Consider the following 19,536-nt stretch of genomic DNA (forward strand, 5'->3'; position numbering starts at 1 on the left):
AATTTGACCACAGAAATATGAAATGGACTTTTACAGCAATTTTTACAATCTTAATCTTGACCGATTTAATTGCGAGTCCTCAAGTTCCTGATTACATAATTTACAAGAACGACACAATTCCGACATACAACTTATTGGTCGAACAATATCTACAAACTCGGAAAGATGATAATGGACGATTATTTGATTTGAGTTTCAGAAACTCAATAGATGGTCAGTTAGGAACTTCTATGAACTGTTGGAGAGGTTATCAAGCCATTTACAAAATAGAAAATGACAGTTTATTTGTAAGTGCAATCATTGATTGCCACTCTCTGGAAAACAAAAATCAAAAACCAACTAACTATATCAAAAAAATATTTGGAGATAAAGTCAAATCCAACAAAGTTTTTATAAACTGGTATAGCGGAAATATTAGTTTTCCAGAAAAATCTAAAGAAAACAAAATCATACGTTGGGATGGAGTATTCGAAAGAGTTTTTCTCTATGAGACAGCAATAAAAATAGAAAATGGAAAAATAATTGAAGTTAGTAACGAAGTAAATTACGTAGATTCAGAAAACGGAATAGATAGAATGGACAGAGATTCTATCAGCAACATTTTATTTGACCATATTAAGAATTATAAATGGACAAAATTGGACAAATTTGATTGTGGAGAAAAATATACAGTCGTGATTGGGAAAAATGGAAAAATAACTGATGTGATAATGACAGATTATCAAACCGAGGAACAGATTGAACAATATTGGGACACTAAAAGAGAGTACATTTTTTGTGTAAAATCTGTTAAAAAAGCACTATCAGAATTGCAATTTGACATTATAAAACGGAAAGGAAAACCAACAGAGGAAAAAGTATTTATAGAGATTTGGTTTAATGAAGATGGAACAATGGAAAACTGGACGGATTAAAAAAACTGGTGCCAACAACGTATATAAAAAATAGCGGTTTAAGTGCTTAAAGCAAAGATAATTAATATAACAAAGGTCTGTTATAATCCGAAAAGTTAGTGCTAAAAATCCGCTACTTTTCATATACAAGACCGTTAGCTGCAAGTTTGACCAAAACCTATGAATGAAATTCCAGATGAATTAAAAGACTTTTACGACTCAATTGAAAATTTGAATTCATTGAGTATATGGAACATTCATCGAGAACTGAAAGTAACTGCAAAAATCAAAGGTGATTGGGAAAAGAAAATTATTGTAGAAAGAAAATCACTAAACTACAATCTAAATAAAGGCGAGTTAGTTACAAACGTTCAAGTCACAGATTCGCAAGGTCAAATAACAGCAATTGGTTTAGAAAAAGAGGACATTGAATATATTAAACAGCGATTAGAATTTACGCAAAATACTTGGCTAAAATCAAGATATTCTCAATTGCTCTGGCAAGAAATTAAGCATCATAAATATGCTGAAATAGCTATTGATAATTATGTTGCTACAATCAATAGAATTAAATCGGAGGAAGCTCGCGAGTTGCCCATAATTCTTTCGGCAATTTTACATATATCAAAGAAAACAAAGAAGAAAACAGAAGTCGCCAAAGAAGTCGCAATTACGCTTGTTAATGACTTACCAAATTGGTTTAAACCAAATATTTTAAATTCTATTCTAGAAAATAATATCCTTACTAAACAGGAACTAAATGATATTGCTTTAAAATTACCAAGTTGGATTGAAGAAGAAAATCCTGTATCATATTTTTCAAATAAGCAAAAATTAGAAACTGGTATACGACTTTATAATTTACTAGAACTTCCGTTAAATGAACTGTATGAGTTATTAGCCAAAAACGAAGACTTAATTCTAGAACAGCATCAAGAGGATACAGACTTTGTAAAGTATACCACAATTGGAACAAAGGCAAAATATTTAAGACTTGCAGGTAAGCTGGAAGAAGCAGAAGAAAATCTTAAAGAGTATAATCGTCTTAAGCAGACGGTAAAACTCGGAAAAGTAAGTTGGCAACTTGGAGAAAAGGAAACAGAAATGTTTAATAGTTATCTCGATATGAAATCAAAAGTCATATTGGATATGCCAACAGAGGGAATACTTGCTTTCTTCTCAATTAATGAAGACATTCTAGTTGACCCAATTGAAAATCTAGAAAATGCCAAGAAAAGTATTAAAAACTCAATTCATAATTTATTTAGCACAAGTGTTTTTGATATAAACAGCAACTTCAAGAATTTAAAGGATTCAGAAAAAATTGATAAAGAAGTCATCCAGAGTTATACAATTTCCCACGGAGTTAAATGTTTCAGTCTCTTCCTAAAAGTTTTTGTAGACGGAATTTTAACAGGTAAACTCAATTATTACAAAATCTATGACTTTTTTGAATCTCAAACTTGGTATGGTACTAAATTCAAACGAGGAATGACCGACAATGAAATTGACCAAAACTCGAACTGGTTAACAATGCTTGCACCAGGAATCCATAATCTTTTTTCTCAATTTGAACTCTCGGTTTTAATGAATACTAATAAAATCAACAACTTCATTTTAGCAATGGATTCTTTGACTTTAAAATTCGAAGGTGCATTAAGAGACTTTATCAGATTGTCTAGAGGTAATACATCTACCTCTAAAAATGGAGAATTAAAAGAACAATTACTTGAGGAATTATTAGAAAACCAAACAACAAAAAAGTACTTTACAGAAAAGGACATTGAATTGTTTAAGTATACATTCACTAGAAAAGGAAAAAACTTGAGGAATAATATAGCTCATTCATTTTTAGAATTTTCTGATTACAATTTACAGGCTGTGTCTTTAGTTTTTTTCTGTATTTTGAGACTTGGAAAATATACGTTTAACGAAAAAACCAGCAGCTAACAATGGCTATAAGTAATTGCTTGTTCTCGCCTACTTCTGAAAATCCTCGCGGATTTTCAGTTTGGTGTGTACTTGCAAAGTTTAGTGCTAAACCACGCAACTACTCATAGGTACTGTGTTAAAAAACAAGTTTTTTCTTTGATATTTTAGGAAACAGGTTGAGTAATCAATTTGTTATCCCGCGCAGTAAGGGCTTTATGCTTTTGCTGCTTTTTTGTTTCAAAATCGGCATCATAAACCTCTTCATTTTTCCAAAGCGTGTACATCAATATCAGTAATTTTCTTTGAACCGCTATTAAGGCTACTAATGGCTTTGCTTTCTTTGGTTTAAGTCTATTGTAGAATTGTTTTAATGTTGGGTTACAGCGCACACAGGTCATCGATGGCATATGTAAAGCTGCCCGTATATGACTGTTTCCTTTTTTGCTGATCCTGGTCTTTCCCTTGAAGTTACCGGATTCACGCAATACAACGTCGTAACCTGCATAGCTCGTCAGTTGTTTTGCGTTCACTATTGATTCAAACCCTAAGGTCTCTCCAATAACCGTAGCCGCAGAAATATAGGAAATACCGGGAATACTTGTCATAAAACCGATCTTCCTTTTCAACACCTCGTTCTTGGAGGTAAGTTCTTGCATTTCCTGTTCTATTAGTTCTATCTGACCGTTGAAAAGCTTCAGTCTGTTCTTATGCCTTTTCAAGGCTTTGGAATTGCTATAAACACTCGATTCGATGGCCCCCTGGCGATTGTTCTCTATCGTCCTGTCCTTTAACAAAGAACTTCGTTCCCTGCTCAACGCTTTTAACTGCTGTAGTTCTTTACTGGGCGGTCTCCAAAGACGAATGGATCTCTCAAGACCGAGCATACTTAGCATTCTACTATCCAAGGCATCGGTCTTCGACCGTTGGTCCAAACTCTGGGCATAACGCTTTACGCGACCGGATTGCATTACACAAACAGCGTAACCCTGTTTATGCAAATAATGAGCAATACCCTGATGGTAAACCCCTGTAGCTTCCATGACAACCAACAACTCAACAGTATTGTCAATTGATTTGCCCAACCATTTTGAAAGCTCCTTGTAACCGGAGACATCATTGGAAACATCTGGGTGGGACTTAAATTCCTTGACCAGCCTTTCACTTAGGAAACCTAATGACAATGATAAATTCAACTTGGAAACATCGATACCTAAACTTTGTTTTAAACGCTTTTCCATATCCTATTTCTTTAAGGCCAGAATTCTCTTTTGCATCCTTGCTCGCATTTGATTCGATCTCTGAACTTTTAGGATCTAGGTACTGTCCGGATTCAAAGAAAATTATAGAAGGGCGGAAAACCTATGAAACGATATCATCTGAATGTATCTAGCCGAGACCTCGCTGTCCCTCCTATTTAAGCCTGTTGTTAAGTAACCAAGCTAATGTTTTAAAATATTAGCTTGAAAAGTGTGTAAACCTAAGCGACGATATCCATATTCAGTATCTAGCCGAACCACGTAATCACACTTTCGTTTAAGCTAATGCATTATTTTAAATATCTTATCTTCAACTATAGAAACAAACATACGAGCCGAACCGTTGCACCACATTAAAATGAAAATCAACATCATTATAATAATTAGCCTATTATCTATAAAAGGATTTTGCCAAAAAGACACCACTCTTTTTAAAAAGCAAGAACTTATAATCAACAAAAAAAGCGCATTCTTTAAAGGCAAAGAAATATATAATGCAGAAAGAGATTTAAAAGAATTGACTGAACAAGAAAAAACAGATGAATGTATTGTGAATTATGAATTTTATAATAATCCACTTTCATTAGTTGGTACTTATTATAGTTATGAATCTGGAGAAGGAGGAGTTATTGCTTGCGGAGTTCCTAGTAATACTTTAAATGTTCTAACTATAGATTTGGATAACAATAAAGCGATTTCCTTGTCAGATATTTTTTTGGAAGAGAGTATTATTAAAGCACTTAAAGATGATAATTGGGTAAAGAAGAATATGGATGAAAGAAAAATAGATTTTCAATCAATCAATTCTTTTGAAGTTTTTATGGATACCATCAATAGTTTAGGTTATGCGAAATTTAAATCGAATAGTTTTGCTGTTTTAGGTTATAATAAAAAAAATGGATACGTATCGGTTAGACTAGTTGGAGAAGAATATATGGGATTTAATCATAATAAACATTTACAGTTAGGGCTATGGGTAAAACCGAAAGAATCGTACAAGGAATTATTTAAAAATAAAATTCACTTTACAATAGGGGATTACAAAAGCGGATTGAAAAAATAACGTTGCACAACAACGTATAAAATTAATTGCTTGTTTCGAGCCTACTTACGAAAATCCTCGTGGATTTTCTATTAGGTTTGTACTTGGAAAGTTAGATGCTAAACCACGCAACTATTCTTGTACGAGACCGTTGGCATGCATTTGGAAAATAAAAAGGCCTGATAATATTCTATATTTTTATTACAATAACCAAATTTTATGAAACGTCGATCATTTTTTAGAAGAACTACCACAGCCCTAATGGGGCTTGGACTTACAACAACTTCTTTTGCAAAAACAACTCATAAGAAAATAAAGAAACCTGTTAAGGTATGTACTACTATAGACCAGCAAAAAGTGTTCTTTTATGCTGATGTAATTAATGAGGCAATAAAGGTAGTTCATATAGCCGATACGCATTTGTTTAAAGATGATGAAAGAGGAACTCCTTACCAAAAGTATAGTAATCGAATGGCAAAGGCTTATAACCAAACTACACATTTTAAAACCCAAATAGAAACGAATCCGGAGGAAGCTTTTGAACAAACACTAGCATTTGCGAAAGAAGTAAATGCCGATGTTATTATTTTGAACGGAGATATTTTTAGTTTCCCGTCTGAAGCGGCAATAGAGTGGGTTCAATCAAAATTGAAGGATACGGGCATTCCGTACATTTATATAGCAGGGAATCACGATTGGCATTACGAAGGGATGGAAGGCACGTTGGAGTCTCTACGCGATACGTGGATTGAAAAGCGATTACTGCCCTTGTATCAGGGCAATCACTCTTTAATGGCGGCTTATGATATCAAAGGAATCAGATTTTTGGCAATAGATAATTCTACCTACCAAATTAATGAGGAGCAATTAACATTTTTTATGGAACAGGTTGCTAGTGGTCTTCCTTTGGTTTTATTGGTACATATTCCAATGTATGCTCCTGGGAAGAACGTATTATTTGGTTGCGGAAATCCGAATTGGCGAGCTGCCACAGATCGCAATTTTGAAATAGAAAGACGTCCTAAATGGCCAGAAAGTGGACATACTCAAACAACACTTAATTTTCACAAGAAAGTTTTTACTGCTCCAAATCTGTTGGGCATTTTTGCAGGGCATGTCCATCAAAACTCTATTGAAATGATTAAAGGAAAACCTCAAATAGTTACTGATGATAACGCCAGTGGAGGTTATTTGGATATCACCTTTTTACCAATGGACAAACAGGATAAAAAGTTAATTTTATAATTGCTGGTGATGAAATTTAATTTCCTTCACACTTGCTGCAATGAACAAGAAGAAAGGATTTACATTTCCTAACCTCTGGAAAGGCTGTGTGTAGTTAAAATAATTAACATGGAAATACATATGCCAACACTGTATAAAATTAATTGCTAGTGCGAGCCTGCTTACCAAAACCCTCGCGGATTTTCTCTTCTGTTTGTAATTACCATATTAGTTGCTTAAACTCGCAACAAACCATATGCAAACACGTTGTCAAAAATTTGCTATTTCAATAAAAAATCGCCTGTAAAATGCTGCTGTTTCTTTTCAGGTAATGTATGAAAACCAACCGCTTGCATGTCACGAAAGAGTCGCTCCAATTCGTATTTTCTGTAAAAACTTTGACCGCCTACCGTTTCCATGGCCTTATTCACAGTTTCTTTACATGCATTCGCAACCAAAGTTTTTCTAGTTAACATTTCAACACCTATTCTTTCCTCAGATTTAAAATCTAAATCATTGGCTATTTTGAGCATGTCTTTATGTAGCACTTTGGACAATGTGTAGCTATTATAAACTTCCCCAAGTAAAATAGTAGTTTCATGAAGTCTACTCTTTTTCGATTTTTCTAAAGTAATCTTCATCGCTTTTTCTGCAATCCCTACGTAGGGAGCCATTATTAACGGCAACGCAACGGTTAATACCACATTCCAAAACATAGGGAACTCGCCTTTTGCTCTCTTCATCACTATGGAGTCTTCTGAAATAAACACATTATTAAGAATTACTGTCTGCGAACCTGTTCCGCGCATCCCCAATGTGTGCCAGTCATCCAATAGCTGTATTCCTTCAGATTTCATAGATACTGTAAAATGAAGTACTTGCCATCCCTCTTCTGAATCATTATAAGGTATGCTGGTAACCAAGAAATCACCTATTGCAGATTGGCTTGCAAATTGCTTTCTTGCTGAGACCAAATAACCATTATCAACTTTTTTCATGGTTCCATTAGACTCTAGCCAGTCACGTGCACCTGTGCTGACCAGCACTAGGTTTTTATCCACTACTTCTTTTAAGAATTCTTCGCCTATGCCTTCATGTTTATATTTCCAGATATTTGCCGCAAGAAGGTGTTGGTGCATGGACAATGCCAATGCCGTAGAAGGGCAATACTGCGCTATTTTGACCAATATAGCACACATATCAGTAAAGGAAACACCAGCGCCTCCCAATGCTCTTGGTATCATAGCCGTTAAATATCCTTGTTCCTTCAACAATTGATAATTATTGGCTACAAAGGTATCAGCCTGATCGTGAGCAAATCCGTTTGCAGCCAATTGGTCTCCAAGCTGGTCTATTAGATTTAGCCATTGCTTTGAAGTTGTTTCGGTCACCTTACTTTCATGAATATTCATAATACTACTGAATTTTTTTCTGGGAAACCTCTTAAACTGACAGTTGCGCTTTTTGAAATTTTAAAGGGGTAATACCATTCTCGTGCTTGAATACTCTTGCAAAATGGGCAGGACTTTCAAAGCCACTATCAAAAGCCACTTCATATACTTTTAGATTGGTATTCTCCAATAATAGTTTCGCATGAATAAGCCTTTGTTTAGTAAGCCATTTTCCTGGTGACATTCCATAAACGCTATAAAAGTCGCGATTAAAAGTACTTAAACTTCTGTGTGATAGTCTTGCAAAATCAACGAGCGATAAATTATAAACAAAGTTGGCCTCCATTATGTTTTTAATAGATGGTTTAACTTCTTGGGCAATCTGTTTAAAATAGCTGCCTATTTCAGGGTTGGATGGCAGTGACAAAATATTGACCAATAATTCTTGAAATTTTATTTCTATCAGATATTTTGAAGGCTTTTCATCATTGGTAAAGTAATCTAATATTGAGGTAAAATAAGTACTTAAAGTTCTATCCATTTTCACAGGAATTGCACTGTCACTTTGAAGATTACTGTTTAGATTGGCACCAATTTCAGGTTTTTGTGACATAAAATCCTTGACATAAGAATCGGGAATAAAGATTACTATGGCGCAAAAATCAGAGTCAAAATACTTCTCAATTATATTTGCCCCTTTTTTTACAAAAAGTACCTCATTGGCATTAACCATATAACTGTTCTCTAGCGTTCGCCATTTCTTTTTACCTTCTAGCACATAAATAAAATAATTTAAGTGGTTCCAAGCGGTGAATATTGATTTTGTCTCTGCACATCTATATTCCGAAAACATAAGTGACGACACTTCAATTTTCTTGAACGTAGGTGTTCTTTTTGCTATGTCGTAACCATTACCCATTATTTATATATTTTTCTTTTAGAAAAGTACAGCTTTTTAAGAGAATGAAGTCATAATAACCAACTTAGACAATGACCAATAATATTTTAAGTAATAAATCTCTCAATGCCCTATATTCTTATTAAATAAAGATTTAAGTAATCACGTCTGTTTAGTATAAAGCCAAGAACTTATTTCTATTCAATTTTTGAAGGTTTTAATATCAGGTCGTTGTCGGCTGCTAATTTGGCAAATTCCTCTGCACTAAGCGTATTAGATGGTTCTGTTTCAGGCTTTACCCCTACCTTTTTAAAGAAGTCCAACAGACCATGCTTAGCATTTGGTACCGTAGCAAATACCAATTTTAAAGGTTCCTTGCCCGTATTTTGAAAGGAATGCCATTCTCCCGGTGCAGTATACCATACATAGCCCTCTTTAACGATTGTTTCTTTACGCTCATCATTCTCATAACTAATTACTACACCTGTTCCTGAAAGAAAATAAGCAATTTCTTCTGTTTTATTATGCTTGTGTTCTGGTAAAGCCCCACCCACTCCCAACTCGTATTTTGAAAAACCTGAAGAAGCATCTGGGTGACTTTCAGGATCCATATAAATTTGAAGTAATCCTCCGGACCCGAGTTTGTCTTTACGCTCAGGAAATATCCACAGTTGTTGGGCGTCATTTGGCGTAATTATTCTCTTACTCGTGTGCGTATGTGTGGAATTATCATGAGTATGAGCTTCTTCTTTAAGAGAAAGTACTGCCACCGAATCCTCTTTTTTTTCTGGTTTATTTACGTTTTCACCACAACTTTGAGCGACTGTGAACACCATAATTATGGCAGCTAACTTTATAAATTTTAGGTCCTTTTTGTTTTTAAGCATGGTTGAAGAATTTATGATTATTAGTAACTTTATTATACGAATCAAATCTATAGAGAATAAAGGTACTTTAACTGACTGCGGCTTTCAATAAATTGACTAAGCGTGTCAAAACAATAATTTTGAAAAAAATATACCCATTTAAAACTTGCTGAATGTCAGTTACGACTAAAGAATACCAAGCACTATATATACAGTTTTTATAAAAAAACTATTGCCACAATGGCTGTAATAACTAGGCGTTTAGCTGCTTGATTAAAATTTGGGCATATTTAGAATATACGCCAAATCTTTTGGATTTTGCTCTGGACAAGAAAAAATAAATTATATCAAAAAGCTTTAGCTATGTGTGTTTGTGGCGGAAAACAAACGTTAGTTTGCGCCCGTAATGCTCATAGCTAAACCGTTGTAAAACATTTAAAATCTCAACATGAAAAACATAATTTTACTAGTTTTCACAGTACTTATATTGGGATGTAATTCTAAAAAGAAGAGAGAAGAAACTATTTCAACTTCTCACGAAAAAATTGATCTTAGTGATTCACCACTATTCAATACAGAGATTGTTGAACCTACAAAATTGTTTGATAATATTTACTTTGTTGGTTATGGAGGTGTGGGAGCATTTATTGTAAATACTACACAGGGAATAATATTAATAGACGCCATGTGGACTAATAATGATGCAAAGAATGTTATTATTCCTGGCATAGAAAAACTTGGATTAAACCCTAAAGATATTAAGTATCTATTGGTTACTCACGAGCATGCCGATCATTATGGTGGCGCTAATTTTATTGAGAAAACCTATAAATCCAAAATTCTAATGAGCGAAGTTGCCTGGAATGGTCTTCAAGACCCTAATGCACTCGTTTTAGTAGATCCTTTTGGAAATAAATCAAGTGATTTACCACTACCTCAATCCTATCAAAAAGTAGATGACAAAGAAATTATATCTCTTGGGGAAACTAACATAAGAGTATTGTTAACACCAGGCCATACTAAAGGTGCTATTTCATTAGTAATCAATACAACTGATAATAATATAAATCATGCTGTTTCAATTTGGGGAGGAACAGGGTTGCCCAATACTCTAGAAGAAAATAAAAAATATCTGAAATCGCTTAATTATTTTGAATCATTTGCGATTAAGAATGGTGTGGATGCTCAAATTTCAAACCATCCGTTTGTAAATAATTTATTAGATGATATGAAATTACTTAAATCAAGAAAATCAACAGAAAAAAATCCACTAATTTTAACAACAGAAGAGTTCAAAAGAAATATCGATACAACTTTAAGAAAAAGTGTAATTGAGAAAATAAAGAGTTATCAATAACCAAATAACTGAAGTATTATTGAAAAACGTTTTAAAACAATGGCTATAAGTAATTGCTTGTTCTCGCCTACTTTGGCAATTTCTGTGGAATTTCCGTCTTGTTGCGTGATTGCAAAGTTAAGTGCTAACCAACGCAACGAAATCATACACCAGACCATTCAATACAATACTTCTTCAATTTTTCTAGATTAGTTCTGGATACAATTACCTAGCATCTATTACTTATTATTCTAAGAAGTATCCAGCCAAGCAGAAAGTAACTTTTTTTAACCGTTTTGATTTTTATATCAGGAATTCCACATGAATCCAGTTATACTATAAATTTTTAAATTTCAATTATTTAGAATATTTTGTACTTATATCTAAAAAAATTAATAGTTTAGGTTTCTATTAAAGTAAGTTAGTTCCCCTAGTATTTATTGCCAGAAACATTATTCCCCCATTTGTTGTAAATCAACCAATTGAGTAGAATAATAACCAACAATTATATATTATGAGAACAATTAGAAAGATTATGCTTTTTACGCTTACTTTATTTTTCACTCCGTTAATCTTTAACGCACAAGAAATTTCGGCTACTATGGATTTCGAGAATGCCGAAGTAAATGTAGCAATCGTATCTAATTACGTAAATGCACTTCAAAACGAAGATGTGCAAACTATGGTAGCGCAATTAGCAGATGATGCAAAGATTTATGGTCTAACCGGAGGTCCTTCAAACGTAATAAACCCCACGCAGTTATCCGAATATTACAAGGAAAGCTTCGCAACCACTAAACATAAGATTGACGAAAACACGTCCTATGCCCCCATAAAAGTAACCGGTGGTATAAACGAGGGCGAGTGGGTCATGGTTTGGACTACCGATACCATTAGCTCTAAGAAAACCGGTTAAGAGATTCCGATACCTGCGCAGGTAACCTGTTTTTTAGAAAACGGTAAAATTACGATGATTGCCCATTACTACGATCAGTTGAATGTGATGACCTCTATGGGCTACACACTACAACCCCCTTCAAAAGAGTAACTAAACTTGTCTTATTGATTCTCAAACCCAGAAAAAATTTCTGGGTTTGATTTTAAATTATAATAATCCGCAGAGCTTTTGACAGGTATTATTCAATTCCTTATTAGACCAAAATTATCTACTACTGAACGGAATATTGACTTGGTAGCTTGGAAAAAACTGGCTACGCCACAACCAATAAACAATACGGGTTTTGGTTCTGGCCAGAAAATATAAATCAAAACCGTAAGATTTAGCTATGTACATGGTGGAAAGCAAGCCCCAGTCTGCTCCCATACCATTCATCACTCAAACGTTAGCGGTAATAATAAAAACACAGAATTGATTATGAACATATGAAAATAGTAAAGAAAATAGGAAAATGGCTTTTGGTTTTAGTGGGGGCACTTATTGCGTTTATTTTAGTTGTATTACTTATCATCAGAATCAACAGTTCTGGAGAAGAAGAACCTTTTTTAGATGAAAAGGGCAATGTACTTCCAAATAGTATAGCTACACATGAGGATATGACTATAAATGGAGTGCAACAAAGGGTTACCATTAGAGGGAAAGATAAAAATAACCCCGTATTACTAATAGTTCACGGAGGACCGGGTGCACCAATTTTACCGGTAATTTACAAACTATCAGGAATTGATCTAGAAGATATATTTACGGTTTGCTATTGGGAACAAAGAGGCTCCGGACTAGCTTATAATGATAGCATACCTGACTCGTCCATTACCTTAGACCATATAGTAGATGATGGTTTGGAACTATCAAATCAATTGAAAAAGACTTTTAAAAAAGATAAAATTTACATTGAAGGTTTATCATGGGGAACAGCAGTAGCAGCTTATATGGTTCAAAAACAGCCTGAATTATATCACGCCTATATTGGTAGTGGTCTAATGGCCAACCTATCACTTTCAGAAGAGTTATCCTATGAATTTGCAATGTCTGAATCGCAAAAACATAATGATACCGTTTCAATCAGTCAATTAAAACAAATTGGGAGACCTCCTTACGTTAAAAACTCAAAAAATTCAGTAACCGAAGCCTTTGAAATAGAACGACAAATTGTAATGAAGTATGCGCCAATAAAACTTGATACCGACTTTAATTTTATTAAAAGTATGTTTTTAGATAATGGGTTAACCTTTAAGGAAAAATTTACTGATATGATAAATAGTCCTGAATCCTACTATCCTGCAGCTAAGATTTTACTACCTACTGCAATAGATATGAACTTAATGCGTGATATTCCTGAATTGAAAGTGCCCGTTTATATATTACAAGGAGACAATGACCATTTTACCGAAACGCCTGTAGCAAAAATGTATTTTGATTCAATTATAGCGCCATCTAAAAAATGGTTTTTGTTTGAAAATGGAACGCACGGTGTACAAATTGAATATCCAGAAAAATATCGTTCAATATATATCAATGAAATACTGGAAAAATAATTACTACCCTTAACAATGTATATGAAAAATAGCGCAAGCAACTGACTACGTTTCATGAATAAACCTTTGCAAAGAATAATCAAATAAACCATATGAAAAATCTAGTATTTGTAATCTTCCTTTTCACATCTGCATTGTGTAACGCTCAAAACTACTCGTTTGTTCCAGATAGTTTACGACTAATATCCTATGAGGAATTAATGAAAAATCCACCCTCTAATGTCGGGTTGGTGTATTATGAAAACGGAACACCAACAACATTTAAAGAGGTTATCCCATTAGTAATGCAGAAAAAATTGACACCTCAAATGTTTGTTGACAAGGATGGAAATTATAAGATACTTGTAGTTGTTAAAGCTGAAGTAGAAACAGGAAACATATCCATAGCCTATGAAGGCATTCCTGAGAAGTTGAAGAAATTAGGATATTCGTTTGGTAACTCAAAAAGTGATACCATAGTACTTATTGCACAAGGAGGCCCTTTCCCTAGATTGTTTACCGATGAAGTAAAAGCTATTTTTAAAGAGAAAGGAGAAATTGATGAAACTAAATACTTCATTATAAATACGCATCAAGCCCAGACTATAGAACCTCAAACAATGTTAGAGAAAGAAATTTCATTTGACAAAGCCAAAATGTTGGGAACAAAAACTTCCGCAATGTTACATGAGCTTGTTAGTTATTTTAAGTCTGAAAATAAAAAGGTCTTTATTGTAGGTATATCGTATGGTTGTTTTGCAGGGCAAGACTATATTTCCAAGTTTGGTAATATTGCAGACGGGTATTTACTCATGGTAGGCAGATTAGATATTGCGGAAGAAGTTTGGAGGGCATATTCCGAAGGAATTGACGCCGGTTTTAAAGAAGATGCTATTAGTACAAAGGTGGAGCAAAAAGCTGAGGATTTAATGATGATCAATTCACACAAGGTTGCTGCTGCTTATGGTTATAAGAGATATTCGGAATTGTTGAAGAACACAGACCTATCCAATCTAATTTATTACCATGCCTTAAAGGATGCCAATGTTGGTAAACTAACTGAAGATGAAATTGATTTCCTTAATACCAAAGGTGCTCATGTTGTTGGTTTTGATGATGTACATACAGCGTGGAGAACACATTTGAAGGAAGCTTTGGAATTGCTATTAGCAAAACAACTATAATCAATATCATTTTTTGAAATTATATAAACACTGCATAAATAGTTAGTTGCAGATTTCAAAGTTAAGATGTATTTATAAATCCGTTTTTATATTAATTTGGTTTATTGATAAAAAATATCAGGCTTGTACTTAACCGAAAGGAAAACCTCTTTTTACACGTTACGAGCCATATATTCGTTACCTGCAAGCACAAAAAACAATTATGGAATATTCAGTTAAAGCAAGTTCATCTTCAAAAAAGAGTGCTTCAATTCAAATTAAGCAATCGAAAATTAATTTTGGGATTACACCTGAATTTGCTGATACTATCCCAAATCCAGCAGAACTATTTTTGGGCTCATTTTCTTCCTGTATTCTTAAAAATGTGGAACGCTTTTCTGGTTTCATGAATTTTGAGTATTCCAAAGCTGAAATACTAGTAAAGGCCATTCGATTAGAGAAACCTCCTAGAATTGACAAAATAAACTATGAACTGAAGATTTACAGCACAGACACAAATTTAAATGTTGAATTGCTCAAAAAAAATGTTGAAAAATTTGGCACTATATTTAATACCGTGCAGTTATCCTGTTCTATTGATGGAGATGTAAAATTAATTTATGAATGAAGGATATAAACTTTATTTTTTTAATCCTCACATTAGTAGCCGAAATAATTGGTACAATTGGCGGTTTCGGTTCATCCGTGTTTTTTGTACCGTTGGGTAATTTTTATTTCGATTTTCAATCTGTCTTGGGGCTTACCGCAATATTCCATCTCTCCAGTAATCTGAGTAAAATATTTTTGTTTAAAAAAGGATTAGACAAAAGGTTATTATTATCCATTGGAATACCATCAGTAATTTTTGTAGTAATTGGTGGGTTTCTATCCAAGATATTCAACAATAATTTTTTAGAAATATTCTTAGGCATTTTCTTAATAGGATTTAGCTTGTTATTTCTTATTAAGAGTAAACTAAGCATATCTCCAAATGATAAAAACGCAGTTGTTGGAGGAGCATTATCCGGCTTCTCTGCCGGCTTATTAGGCACAGGAGGAGCTATTAGGGGGTTAACAATGGCCTCTTTCAATTTAGAAAAAAGTGTGTTTATTGCCACTTCTGCATTTATAGATTTTCTGATAGATTTTTCTAGAACATTTGTATATTATAGCAATGGATATATTCATAAGCACGACCTAAAATATGTGCCTTTTTTGTTTGTAATTGGTCTAATAGGCACATTTATAGGAAAAAAGATTTTAGCCTATATTCCCCAGAGCAAATTCCGTAGGCTGTCTTTATCTTTAATACTTATTGTTGGAATTATTACTATGACCAAACTGCTTTTTTAACTAAAAAAAAACAGCCACTACCAACGTATATACTAACGTTAGCAACCATACTTAAGCTCCCGGAAGAATATAAAAGGAAAAATTAGCGGATTTTGAGCAAGGCCACAAGTAAAGGCAGTTGACAAAATAGCAATCATTGTACCCCCCTTTAATTATAGCTAATATTTATCATCATTGGCCTATAAAAGAGGATTTCATAATGCGGGCAAAATAGCAACTAACTTTAAGTGCAGTCCGCAAGTTTTGTTAAGGTAGTTGTATTAAACAATATCTCTCAGCAAGAGAACTAAGAAAGACAATCTTGGCATTGACCAATCAACAGAATTTCTGCACTGTTTACTTTGTGATTTGCAACGGTAGGAATAGCCATGTTCAAATTTAAACACTCGGTTTTACCACAATCCTGACATTGAAAATGTGGATGCGTATCTGAATGTGTTAAAGAAGTACACCCTTTGCACTTTGCATACCATTGTAGTCCATCTTTTCCTTTAAATGAGTGCACCAAACCTTCATCTTCCATTCTCTCCAAAGTGCGGTAGACAGTTGTCTTGTTAATCTCTGATTTTAGGCGTTCTATCAAACTAATGGCAGATAAAGCACGCCCTTCTCGCTCAAATATTTCAAGCAAGCTAGTAACAGATTTTGTTCTTCTGGAAATTCCCATGACACAAAATTACTGCAACCAAGTTGTATTAACAAAATTTTCTTTTTATTATTGCAACTTGGTTGCGATAATAAACATTTAGAATGAGGGAAGCCACATTAAAACCGGATAGAATCGGAATACTAGCAAGTTCTTTGTGTATGGTGCATTGCATTGCTACACCATTTATATTTATAGCCCAATCCTGTTCAACAGCTTGCCATGAAGCTACTGCAACCTGGTGGGGTTCATTGGATTTTCTTTTTCTTTCAATTTCACTTTTTGCCATATATCAATCTGCCAAGAACTCTTCAAAAACCTGGATAAAATATGCTATGTGGGTATCTTGGTTTGTTTTACTTGCTGTAATCCTAAACGAAAAAACTCAACTTATTTCTCTTCCGGAAATTGCTATTTATTTCCCCGCTTTCGCACTCATACTATTGCACATATACAACTTAAAATACTGCCGTTGTCAACCGGATAACTGTTGCTCAAGATAAATTACTATGAAAAAATATACCGATGAAGAAATTGGAGATAACCATATACTAACAACTATTGAAACTCCTTTACTTTCCAATGCGTTTGACAAAGCGGACGAAGAAAAAATTGAAAATATCCAGGTCTACTTTTCAAAAATAATGGAAGAGTTAGGACTAGACCTAAAAGACGAAAGTCTATCCGGAACACCCTATCGCTTTGCAAAAATGTATGTAAAAGAATTGTTCTATGGCCTAAATCCTAAGAATAAGCCTAAATTATCTACATTTCCCAATAAATACGGGTACAGAAAAATGCTTATTGAGCATGATATTACTATTGATTCCTCTTGCGAACACCATTTTTTACCTATAACGGGACACGCACATATTGGGTACATCCCTAATGAGAAAGTTATTGGTCTATCCAAGATAAATAGATTGGTTGACTACTACTCCCATCGTCCGCAGGTACAAGAACGCTTATGTCTGCAAATTTTAAATGATTTACAAGAAACGTTAAATACGCAAAGTGTTATTGTTGTTCTAAACGCAAAGCATCTATGTGTATCATCTAGAGGCATAAAAGACAAAGACAGCTCTACCACTACTATAGAATATGGTGGTGATTTTATGGATATAGCATGCCGAAATGAGTTTTTTCAGAATCTCAGTAAAAAATAAACGGATAACAAGAGGTATCCCATAATTATTAGAAAAATGACTGGTTTAACCGCTTTAGAAAAGCGGTTAAACCAATTTAGTTGGTCAAATGATACCTCGTTCTTAGTGCATCCCTTCTAATTTCGGATTATAGGTAAGTGGCTTTTCTCGTTACGCAAATAAACGTCTCTTTATTCTAGTAATCTCTCCCCCTAAAGAACCTACCCTCCACACTTTGCATTCCGTGCCAAACCAAATGCACATCAATAGTAATAGTATCTGCTTCAAAACTATCATATTCATGTCCAAATGATTAATAGATTTGTAAGACACTGATATCTAAACTTATACACGTGTATTCAATACGGACATACACTCCTAATCACAAAAGAATTCAGTTTTAAAATTGTTAGCTAACTCTTTCTATTTAAACCTAAAAAACCATTATGAAAACTAAACAACTTACATTCCTTATTACTTTCTTATTCGCCTTCATAAGTCAAGCGCAGCACGAAGTGAAATTCCCTGTTGAAGTGGGCATGAAACCGGAAAGCATTACCAAGGGCTTTAACGACAACTATTATGTGACTATAATGAATGGAAAAGAACCTGGAGATGGCGAATTGGTGGAGATTTCAAAAACCGGTGTTAAGGTGTTTGCCAAAGGTTTTGATGAACCCAAAGGCATAGTCTACTTAAACGGGAATCTGTATTTCTCGGATGTTACCCGAATTTGGAAAGTTGATAAAGAAGGGAATGCCAGCATTTTTGTGGATAAAACCAACTTTCCCGAAACGGTTCTTTATCTCAATGATGTTTCGTTAGACGGTAAGGATAGCGGAATTTTCGTAGCCGATATGGGTGCCACACAATACATGCGTGATCCCGATAATAACTTATGGCCGTTAGATAGTGAAGAAGCCAAGAAAGTTCCTGAGTTGGGGCGTATCTATCATGTAGACTTAGAAGGGCACATTACCATAAAACAAGATACTTCCCCACTTATGTTGAACCCCAATGGCGTTGGTGTTGACAACGATGGAAATATTATGGTAGGTGCCTTTTTCAAGGGGAATTTTCTAGTTACCGAAAATGGTGTTCTTCGTCCTCTGAAAGGGCAATTTAGAGGGGCCGATGCCGTAGAACAGGATAGTAAGGGTAACTACTATATAAGTAGTTGGGTAGCTGGAAAAGTTTGGAAAATAAATCCTGAAACCGAGGCGTCTACCGTGCTTATTGAAGGTTTAGAATCTGCCGCCGATTTTTATCTTGAGGAGGATAAAGGAAGGTTGTTAGTTCCTGATATGATGGCTGGTAAAATATATGCTGTCCCACTTAAAAACTAGAGCAAGAAAACTTCTTCAATACATTTTGGTGGTTATAGTGTCCATTAACTGGGCTACACGCCACATTTACATATAGATTCCAACTCATCCAAATTCGTAAAATTTTCATTAGAAATGATTGAATTTGGATGAGTTAAATCTCTACCTAGTAACTTACCTTAGACTTATTATCTAACTTCTGCTCTATTAATGGGTATAAATCATAGGTAGGATAAATTTCTGACCTGAAAGCTTTCCAAGCAGTTTTTTCTATGGCCAAATTCACTTCCCTAAGTTTGGAAGCTGGTAATTCCAATACAATCATTTGACCTATACCCATAACTACATACCAGTTGACCACGGACACTCCTTCCGGAGGAAAGTTTTTATAAAATCCCTGATTGCTCCTAACCTTCTCTATCTCTTCCAAGTTCATAGACTGATCATGCTTCAAGAAAATAGTCAATAAGAGTTTCTCGGTTTCTTGGCTTTCTCCACTTTCATTAGTCGAAGATTGAGCGTTGGATAAAGTACTGAAGCACAGTACTACTAACGCAGTTAAAAGGGCATTTTTCATGAGTTGTACATTTAAAT

20 protein-coding genes are annotated in these 19,536 nt (G+C 34.3%); 13 read left to right on the top strand and 7 right to left on the bottom strand.

Features of this window, described 5'->3' with window-relative positions; all coding sequences use genetic code 11:
• Nucleotides 1-17: 17 nt before the first annotated feature.
• Both SJY45_RS05140 and SJY45_RS05145 read left to right on the top strand, forming a co-directional pair.
• Nucleotides 18-914, top strand: a complete 897-nt coding sequence (locus SJY45_RS05140; protein ID WP_400073515.1) for a hypothetical protein — start codon at nucleotides 18-20, stop codon at nucleotides 912-914.
• A gap of 159 nt (nucleotides 915-1,073) precedes the next feature.
• Entirely contained in the window at nucleotides 1,074-2,843 is a 1,770-nt protein-coding gene (locus tag SJY45_RS05145; protein ID WP_400073516.1) for a DUF4209 domain-containing protein, read from the top strand.
• 146 nt (nucleotides 2,844-2,989) lie between these two features.
• Here SJY45_RS05145 and SJY45_RS05150 read toward each other — a convergent pair whose 3' ends face one another.
• A complete protein-coding gene (locus tag SJY45_RS05150; RefSeq protein ID WP_400073479.1) occupies nucleotides 2,990-4,063 on the bottom strand; it encodes an IS110 family transposase in 1,074 nt (357 codons plus the stop codon).
• Nucleotides 4,064-4,439: 376 nt separating this feature from the next.
• Here SJY45_RS05150 and SJY45_RS05155 point away from each other — a divergent pair, with 376 nt between their 5' ends.
• The gene (locus SJY45_RS05155) at nucleotides 4,440-5,144 is read left to right on the top strand and encodes a hypothetical protein (protein WP_400073517.1); all 705 of its coding nucleotides are present in this window, start codon (nucleotides 4,440-4,442) and stop codon (nucleotides 5,142-5,144) included.
• Between the two features lie 198 nt (nucleotides 5,145-5,342).
• A complete protein-coding gene (locus SJY45_RS05160) occupies nucleotides 5,343-6,368 on the top strand; it encodes a metallophosphoesterase family protein (protein WP_400073518.1) in 1,026 nt (341 codons plus the stop codon).
• A gap of 260 nt (nucleotides 6,369-6,628) precedes the next feature.
• Here the strand turns inward: SJY45_RS05160 and SJY45_RS05165 are convergent, their stop codons facing one another.
• From SJY45_RS05165 to SJY45_RS05175, 3 genes are all read right to left on the bottom strand, one after another.
• Complete coding sequence (locus SJY45_RS05165) at nucleotides 6,629-7,759, bottom strand: acyl-CoA dehydrogenase family protein (protein ID WP_400073519.1); 1,131 nt, start codon at nucleotides 7,757-7,759, stop codon at nucleotides 6,629-6,631.
• Nucleotides 7,760-7,790: 31 nt separating this feature from the next.
• The gene (locus SJY45_RS05170) at nucleotides 7,791-8,657 is read right to left on the bottom strand and encodes an AraC family transcriptional regulator (protein ID WP_215912576.1); all 867 of its coding nucleotides are present in this window, start codon (nucleotides 8,655-8,657) and stop codon (nucleotides 7,791-7,793) included.
• 176 nt (nucleotides 8,658-8,833) lie between these two features.
• On the bottom strand, nucleotides 8,834-9,523 hold the full coding sequence (locus SJY45_RS05175; RefSeq protein ID WP_215440159.1) for a cupin domain-containing protein: 690 nt from the start codon (nucleotides 9,521-9,523) through the stop codon (nucleotides 8,834-8,836).
• Nucleotides 9,524-9,950: 427 nt separating this feature from the next.
• Here SJY45_RS05175 and SJY45_RS05180 point away from each other — a divergent pair, with 427 nt between their 5' ends.
• From SJY45_RS05180 to SJY45_RS05205, 6 genes are all read left to right on the top strand, one after another.
• A complete protein-coding gene (locus SJY45_RS05180) occupies nucleotides 9,951-10,859 on the top strand; it encodes an MBL fold metallo-hydrolase (RefSeq protein ID WP_215440157.1) in 909 nt (302 codons plus the stop codon).
• Between the two features lie 493 nt (nucleotides 10,860-11,352).
• On the top strand, nucleotides 11,353-11,754 hold the full coding sequence (locus SJY45_RS05185) for a hypothetical protein (RefSeq protein WP_400073520.1): 402 nt from the start codon (nucleotides 11,353-11,355) through the stop codon (nucleotides 11,752-11,754).
• 467 nt (nucleotides 11,755-12,221) lie between these two features.
• Nucleotides 12,222-13,331, top strand: coding sequence for an alpha/beta fold hydrolase (locus SJY45_RS05190; RefSeq protein ID WP_400073521.1), 1,110 nt, complete (start codon nucleotides 12,222-12,224; stop codon nucleotides 13,329-13,331).
• 92 nt (nucleotides 13,332-13,423) lie between these two features.
• The gene (locus SJY45_RS05195; protein WP_400073522.1) at nucleotides 13,424-14,494 is read left to right on the top strand and encodes a hypothetical protein; all 1,071 of its coding nucleotides are present in this window, start codon (nucleotides 13,424-13,426) and stop codon (nucleotides 14,492-14,494) included.
• Nucleotides 14,495-14,696: 202 nt separating this feature from the next.
• Nucleotides 14,697-15,101, top strand: a complete 405-nt coding sequence (locus tag SJY45_RS05200) for an OsmC family protein (RefSeq protein ID WP_400073523.1) — start codon at nucleotides 14,697-14,699, stop codon at nucleotides 15,099-15,101.
• The gene (locus SJY45_RS05205) at nucleotides 15,098-15,826 is read left to right on the top strand and encodes a sulfite exporter TauE/SafE family protein (RefSeq protein WP_400073524.1); all 729 of its coding nucleotides are present in this window, start codon (nucleotides 15,098-15,100) and stop codon (nucleotides 15,824-15,826) included. Before SJY45_RS05200 ends, SJY45_RS05205 begins: the two co-directional genes overlap by 4 nt.
• Nucleotides 15,827-16,112: 286 nt before the next feature.
• Here SJY45_RS05205 and SJY45_RS05210 read toward each other — a convergent pair whose 3' ends face one another.
• On the bottom strand, nucleotides 16,113-16,493 hold the full coding sequence (locus SJY45_RS05210) for a Fur family transcriptional regulator (RefSeq protein ID WP_400073525.1): 381 nt from the start codon (nucleotides 16,491-16,493) through the stop codon (nucleotides 16,113-16,115).
• A gap of 28 nt (nucleotides 16,494-16,521) precedes the next feature.
• Nucleotides 16,522-16,761, bottom strand: a complete 240-nt coding sequence (locus SJY45_RS05215; protein WP_400074377.1) for a hypothetical protein — start codon at nucleotides 16,759-16,761, stop codon at nucleotides 16,522-16,524.
• Here SJY45_RS05215 and SJY45_RS05220 point away from each other — a divergent pair.
• From SJY45_RS05220 to SJY45_RS05230, 3 genes are all read left to right on the top strand, one after another.
• A complete protein-coding gene (locus tag SJY45_RS05220) occupies nucleotides 16,661-16,975 on the top strand; it encodes a MerC family mercury resistance protein (protein ID WP_400074297.1) in 315 nt (104 codons plus the stop codon). The genes SJY45_RS05215 and SJY45_RS05220 overlap by 101 nt on opposite strands.
• Nucleotides 16,976-16,981: 6 nt before the next feature.
• Nucleotides 16,982-17,638, top strand: a complete 657-nt coding sequence (folE, locus tag SJY45_RS05225; RefSeq protein WP_400073526.1) for a GTP cyclohydrolase I FolE — start codon at nucleotides 16,982-16,984, stop codon at nucleotides 17,636-17,638.
• 425 nt (nucleotides 17,639-18,063) lie between these two features.
• Complete coding sequence (locus SJY45_RS05230; RefSeq protein ID WP_400073527.1) at nucleotides 18,064-18,963, top strand: SMP-30/gluconolactonase/LRE family protein; 900 nt, start codon at nucleotides 18,064-18,066, stop codon at nucleotides 18,961-18,963.
• Nucleotides 18,964-19,108: 145 nt separating this feature from the next.
• Here SJY45_RS05230 and SJY45_RS05235 read toward each other — a convergent pair whose 3' ends face one another.
• Nucleotides 19,109-19,519 (bottom strand): hypothetical protein, encoded by a 411-nt coding sequence (locus SJY45_RS05235; RefSeq protein ID WP_400073528.1) that lies wholly within the window; start codon nucleotides 19,517-19,519, stop codon nucleotides 19,109-19,111.
• Between the last annotated feature and the right edge of the window lie 17 nt (nucleotides 19,520-19,536).

This window comes from Zobellia russellii (genome assembly GCF_044597075.1).
In the GTDB taxonomy this organism is placed as follows: Bacteria; Bacteroidota; Bacteroidia; order Flavobacteriales; family Flavobacteriaceae; genus Zobellia; species Zobellia russellii.

What these genes read in the sequence shown, in the direction of transcription:
- SJY45_RS05140 (WP_400073515.1), top strand. Translation starts at nt 18, where the DNA reads ATGAAATGGACTTTTACAGCAATTTTTACAATCTTAATCTTGACCGAT.
- SJY45_RS05145 (WP_400073516.1), top strand. Translation starts at nt 1,074, where the DNA reads ATGAATGAAATTCCAGATGAATTAAAAGACTTTTACGACTCAATTGAA.
- SJY45_RS05150 (WP_400073479.1), bottom strand. Translation starts at nt 4,063, where the DNA reads ATGGAAAAGCGTTTAAAACAAAGTTTAGGTATCGATGTTTCCAAGTTG.
- SJY45_RS05155 (WP_400073517.1), top strand. Translation starts at nt 4,440, where the DNA reads ATGAAAATCAACATCATTATAATAATTAGCCTATTATCTATAAAAGGA.
- SJY45_RS05160 (WP_400073518.1), top strand. Translation starts at nt 5,343, where the DNA reads ATGAAACGTCGATCATTTTTTAGAAGAACTACCACAGCCCTAATGGGG.
- SJY45_RS05165 (WP_400073519.1), bottom strand. Translation starts at nt 7,759, where the DNA reads ATGAATATTCATGAAAGTAAGGTGACCGAAACAACTTCAAAGCAATGG.
- SJY45_RS05170 (WP_215912576.1), bottom strand. Translation starts at nt 8,657, where the DNA reads ATGGGTAATGGTTACGACATAGCAAAAAGAACACCTACGTTCAAGAAA.
- SJY45_RS05175 (WP_215440159.1), bottom strand. Translation starts at nt 9,523, where the DNA reads ATGCTTAAAAACAAAAAGGACCTAAAATTTATAAAGTTAGCTGCCATA.
- SJY45_RS05180 (WP_215440157.1), top strand. Translation starts at nt 9,951, where the DNA reads ATGAAAAACATAATTTTACTAGTTTTCACAGTACTTATATTGGGATGT.
- SJY45_RS05185 (WP_400073520.1), top strand. Translation starts at nt 11,353, where the DNA reads ATGAGAACAATTAGAAAGATTATGCTTTTTACGCTTACTTTATTTTTC.
- SJY45_RS05190 (WP_400073521.1), top strand. Translation starts at nt 12,222, where the DNA reads ATGAAAATAGTAAAGAAAATAGGAAAATGGCTTTTGGTTTTAGTGGGG.
- SJY45_RS05195 (WP_400073522.1), top strand. Translation starts at nt 13,424, where the DNA reads ATGAAAAATCTAGTATTTGTAATCTTCCTTTTCACATCTGCATTGTGT.
- SJY45_RS05200 (WP_400073523.1), top strand. Translation starts at nt 14,697, where the DNA reads ATGGAATATTCAGTTAAAGCAAGTTCATCTTCAAAAAAGAGTGCTTCA.
- SJY45_RS05205 (WP_400073524.1), top strand. Translation starts at nt 15,098, where the DNA reads ATGAAGGATATAAACTTTATTTTTTTAATCCTCACATTAGTAGCCGAA.
- SJY45_RS05210 (WP_400073525.1), bottom strand. Translation starts at nt 16,493, where the DNA reads ATGGGAATTTCCAGAAGAACAAAATCTGTTACTAGCTTGCTTGAAATA.
- SJY45_RS05215 (WP_400074377.1), bottom strand. Translation starts at nt 16,761, where the DNA reads ATGGCAAAAAGTGAAATTGAAAGAAAAAGAAAATCCAATGAACCCCAC.
- folE (WP_400073526.1), top strand. Translation starts at nt 16,982, where the DNA reads ATGAAAAAATATACCGATGAAGAAATTGGAGATAACCATATACTAACA.
- SJY45_RS05230 (WP_400073527.1), top strand. Translation starts at nt 18,064, where the DNA reads ATGAAAACTAAACAACTTACATTCCTTATTACTTTCTTATTCGCCTTC.
- SJY45_RS05235 (WP_400073528.1), bottom strand. Translation starts at nt 19,519, where the DNA reads ATGAAAAATGCCCTTTTAACTGCGTTAGTAGTACTGTGCTTCAGTACT.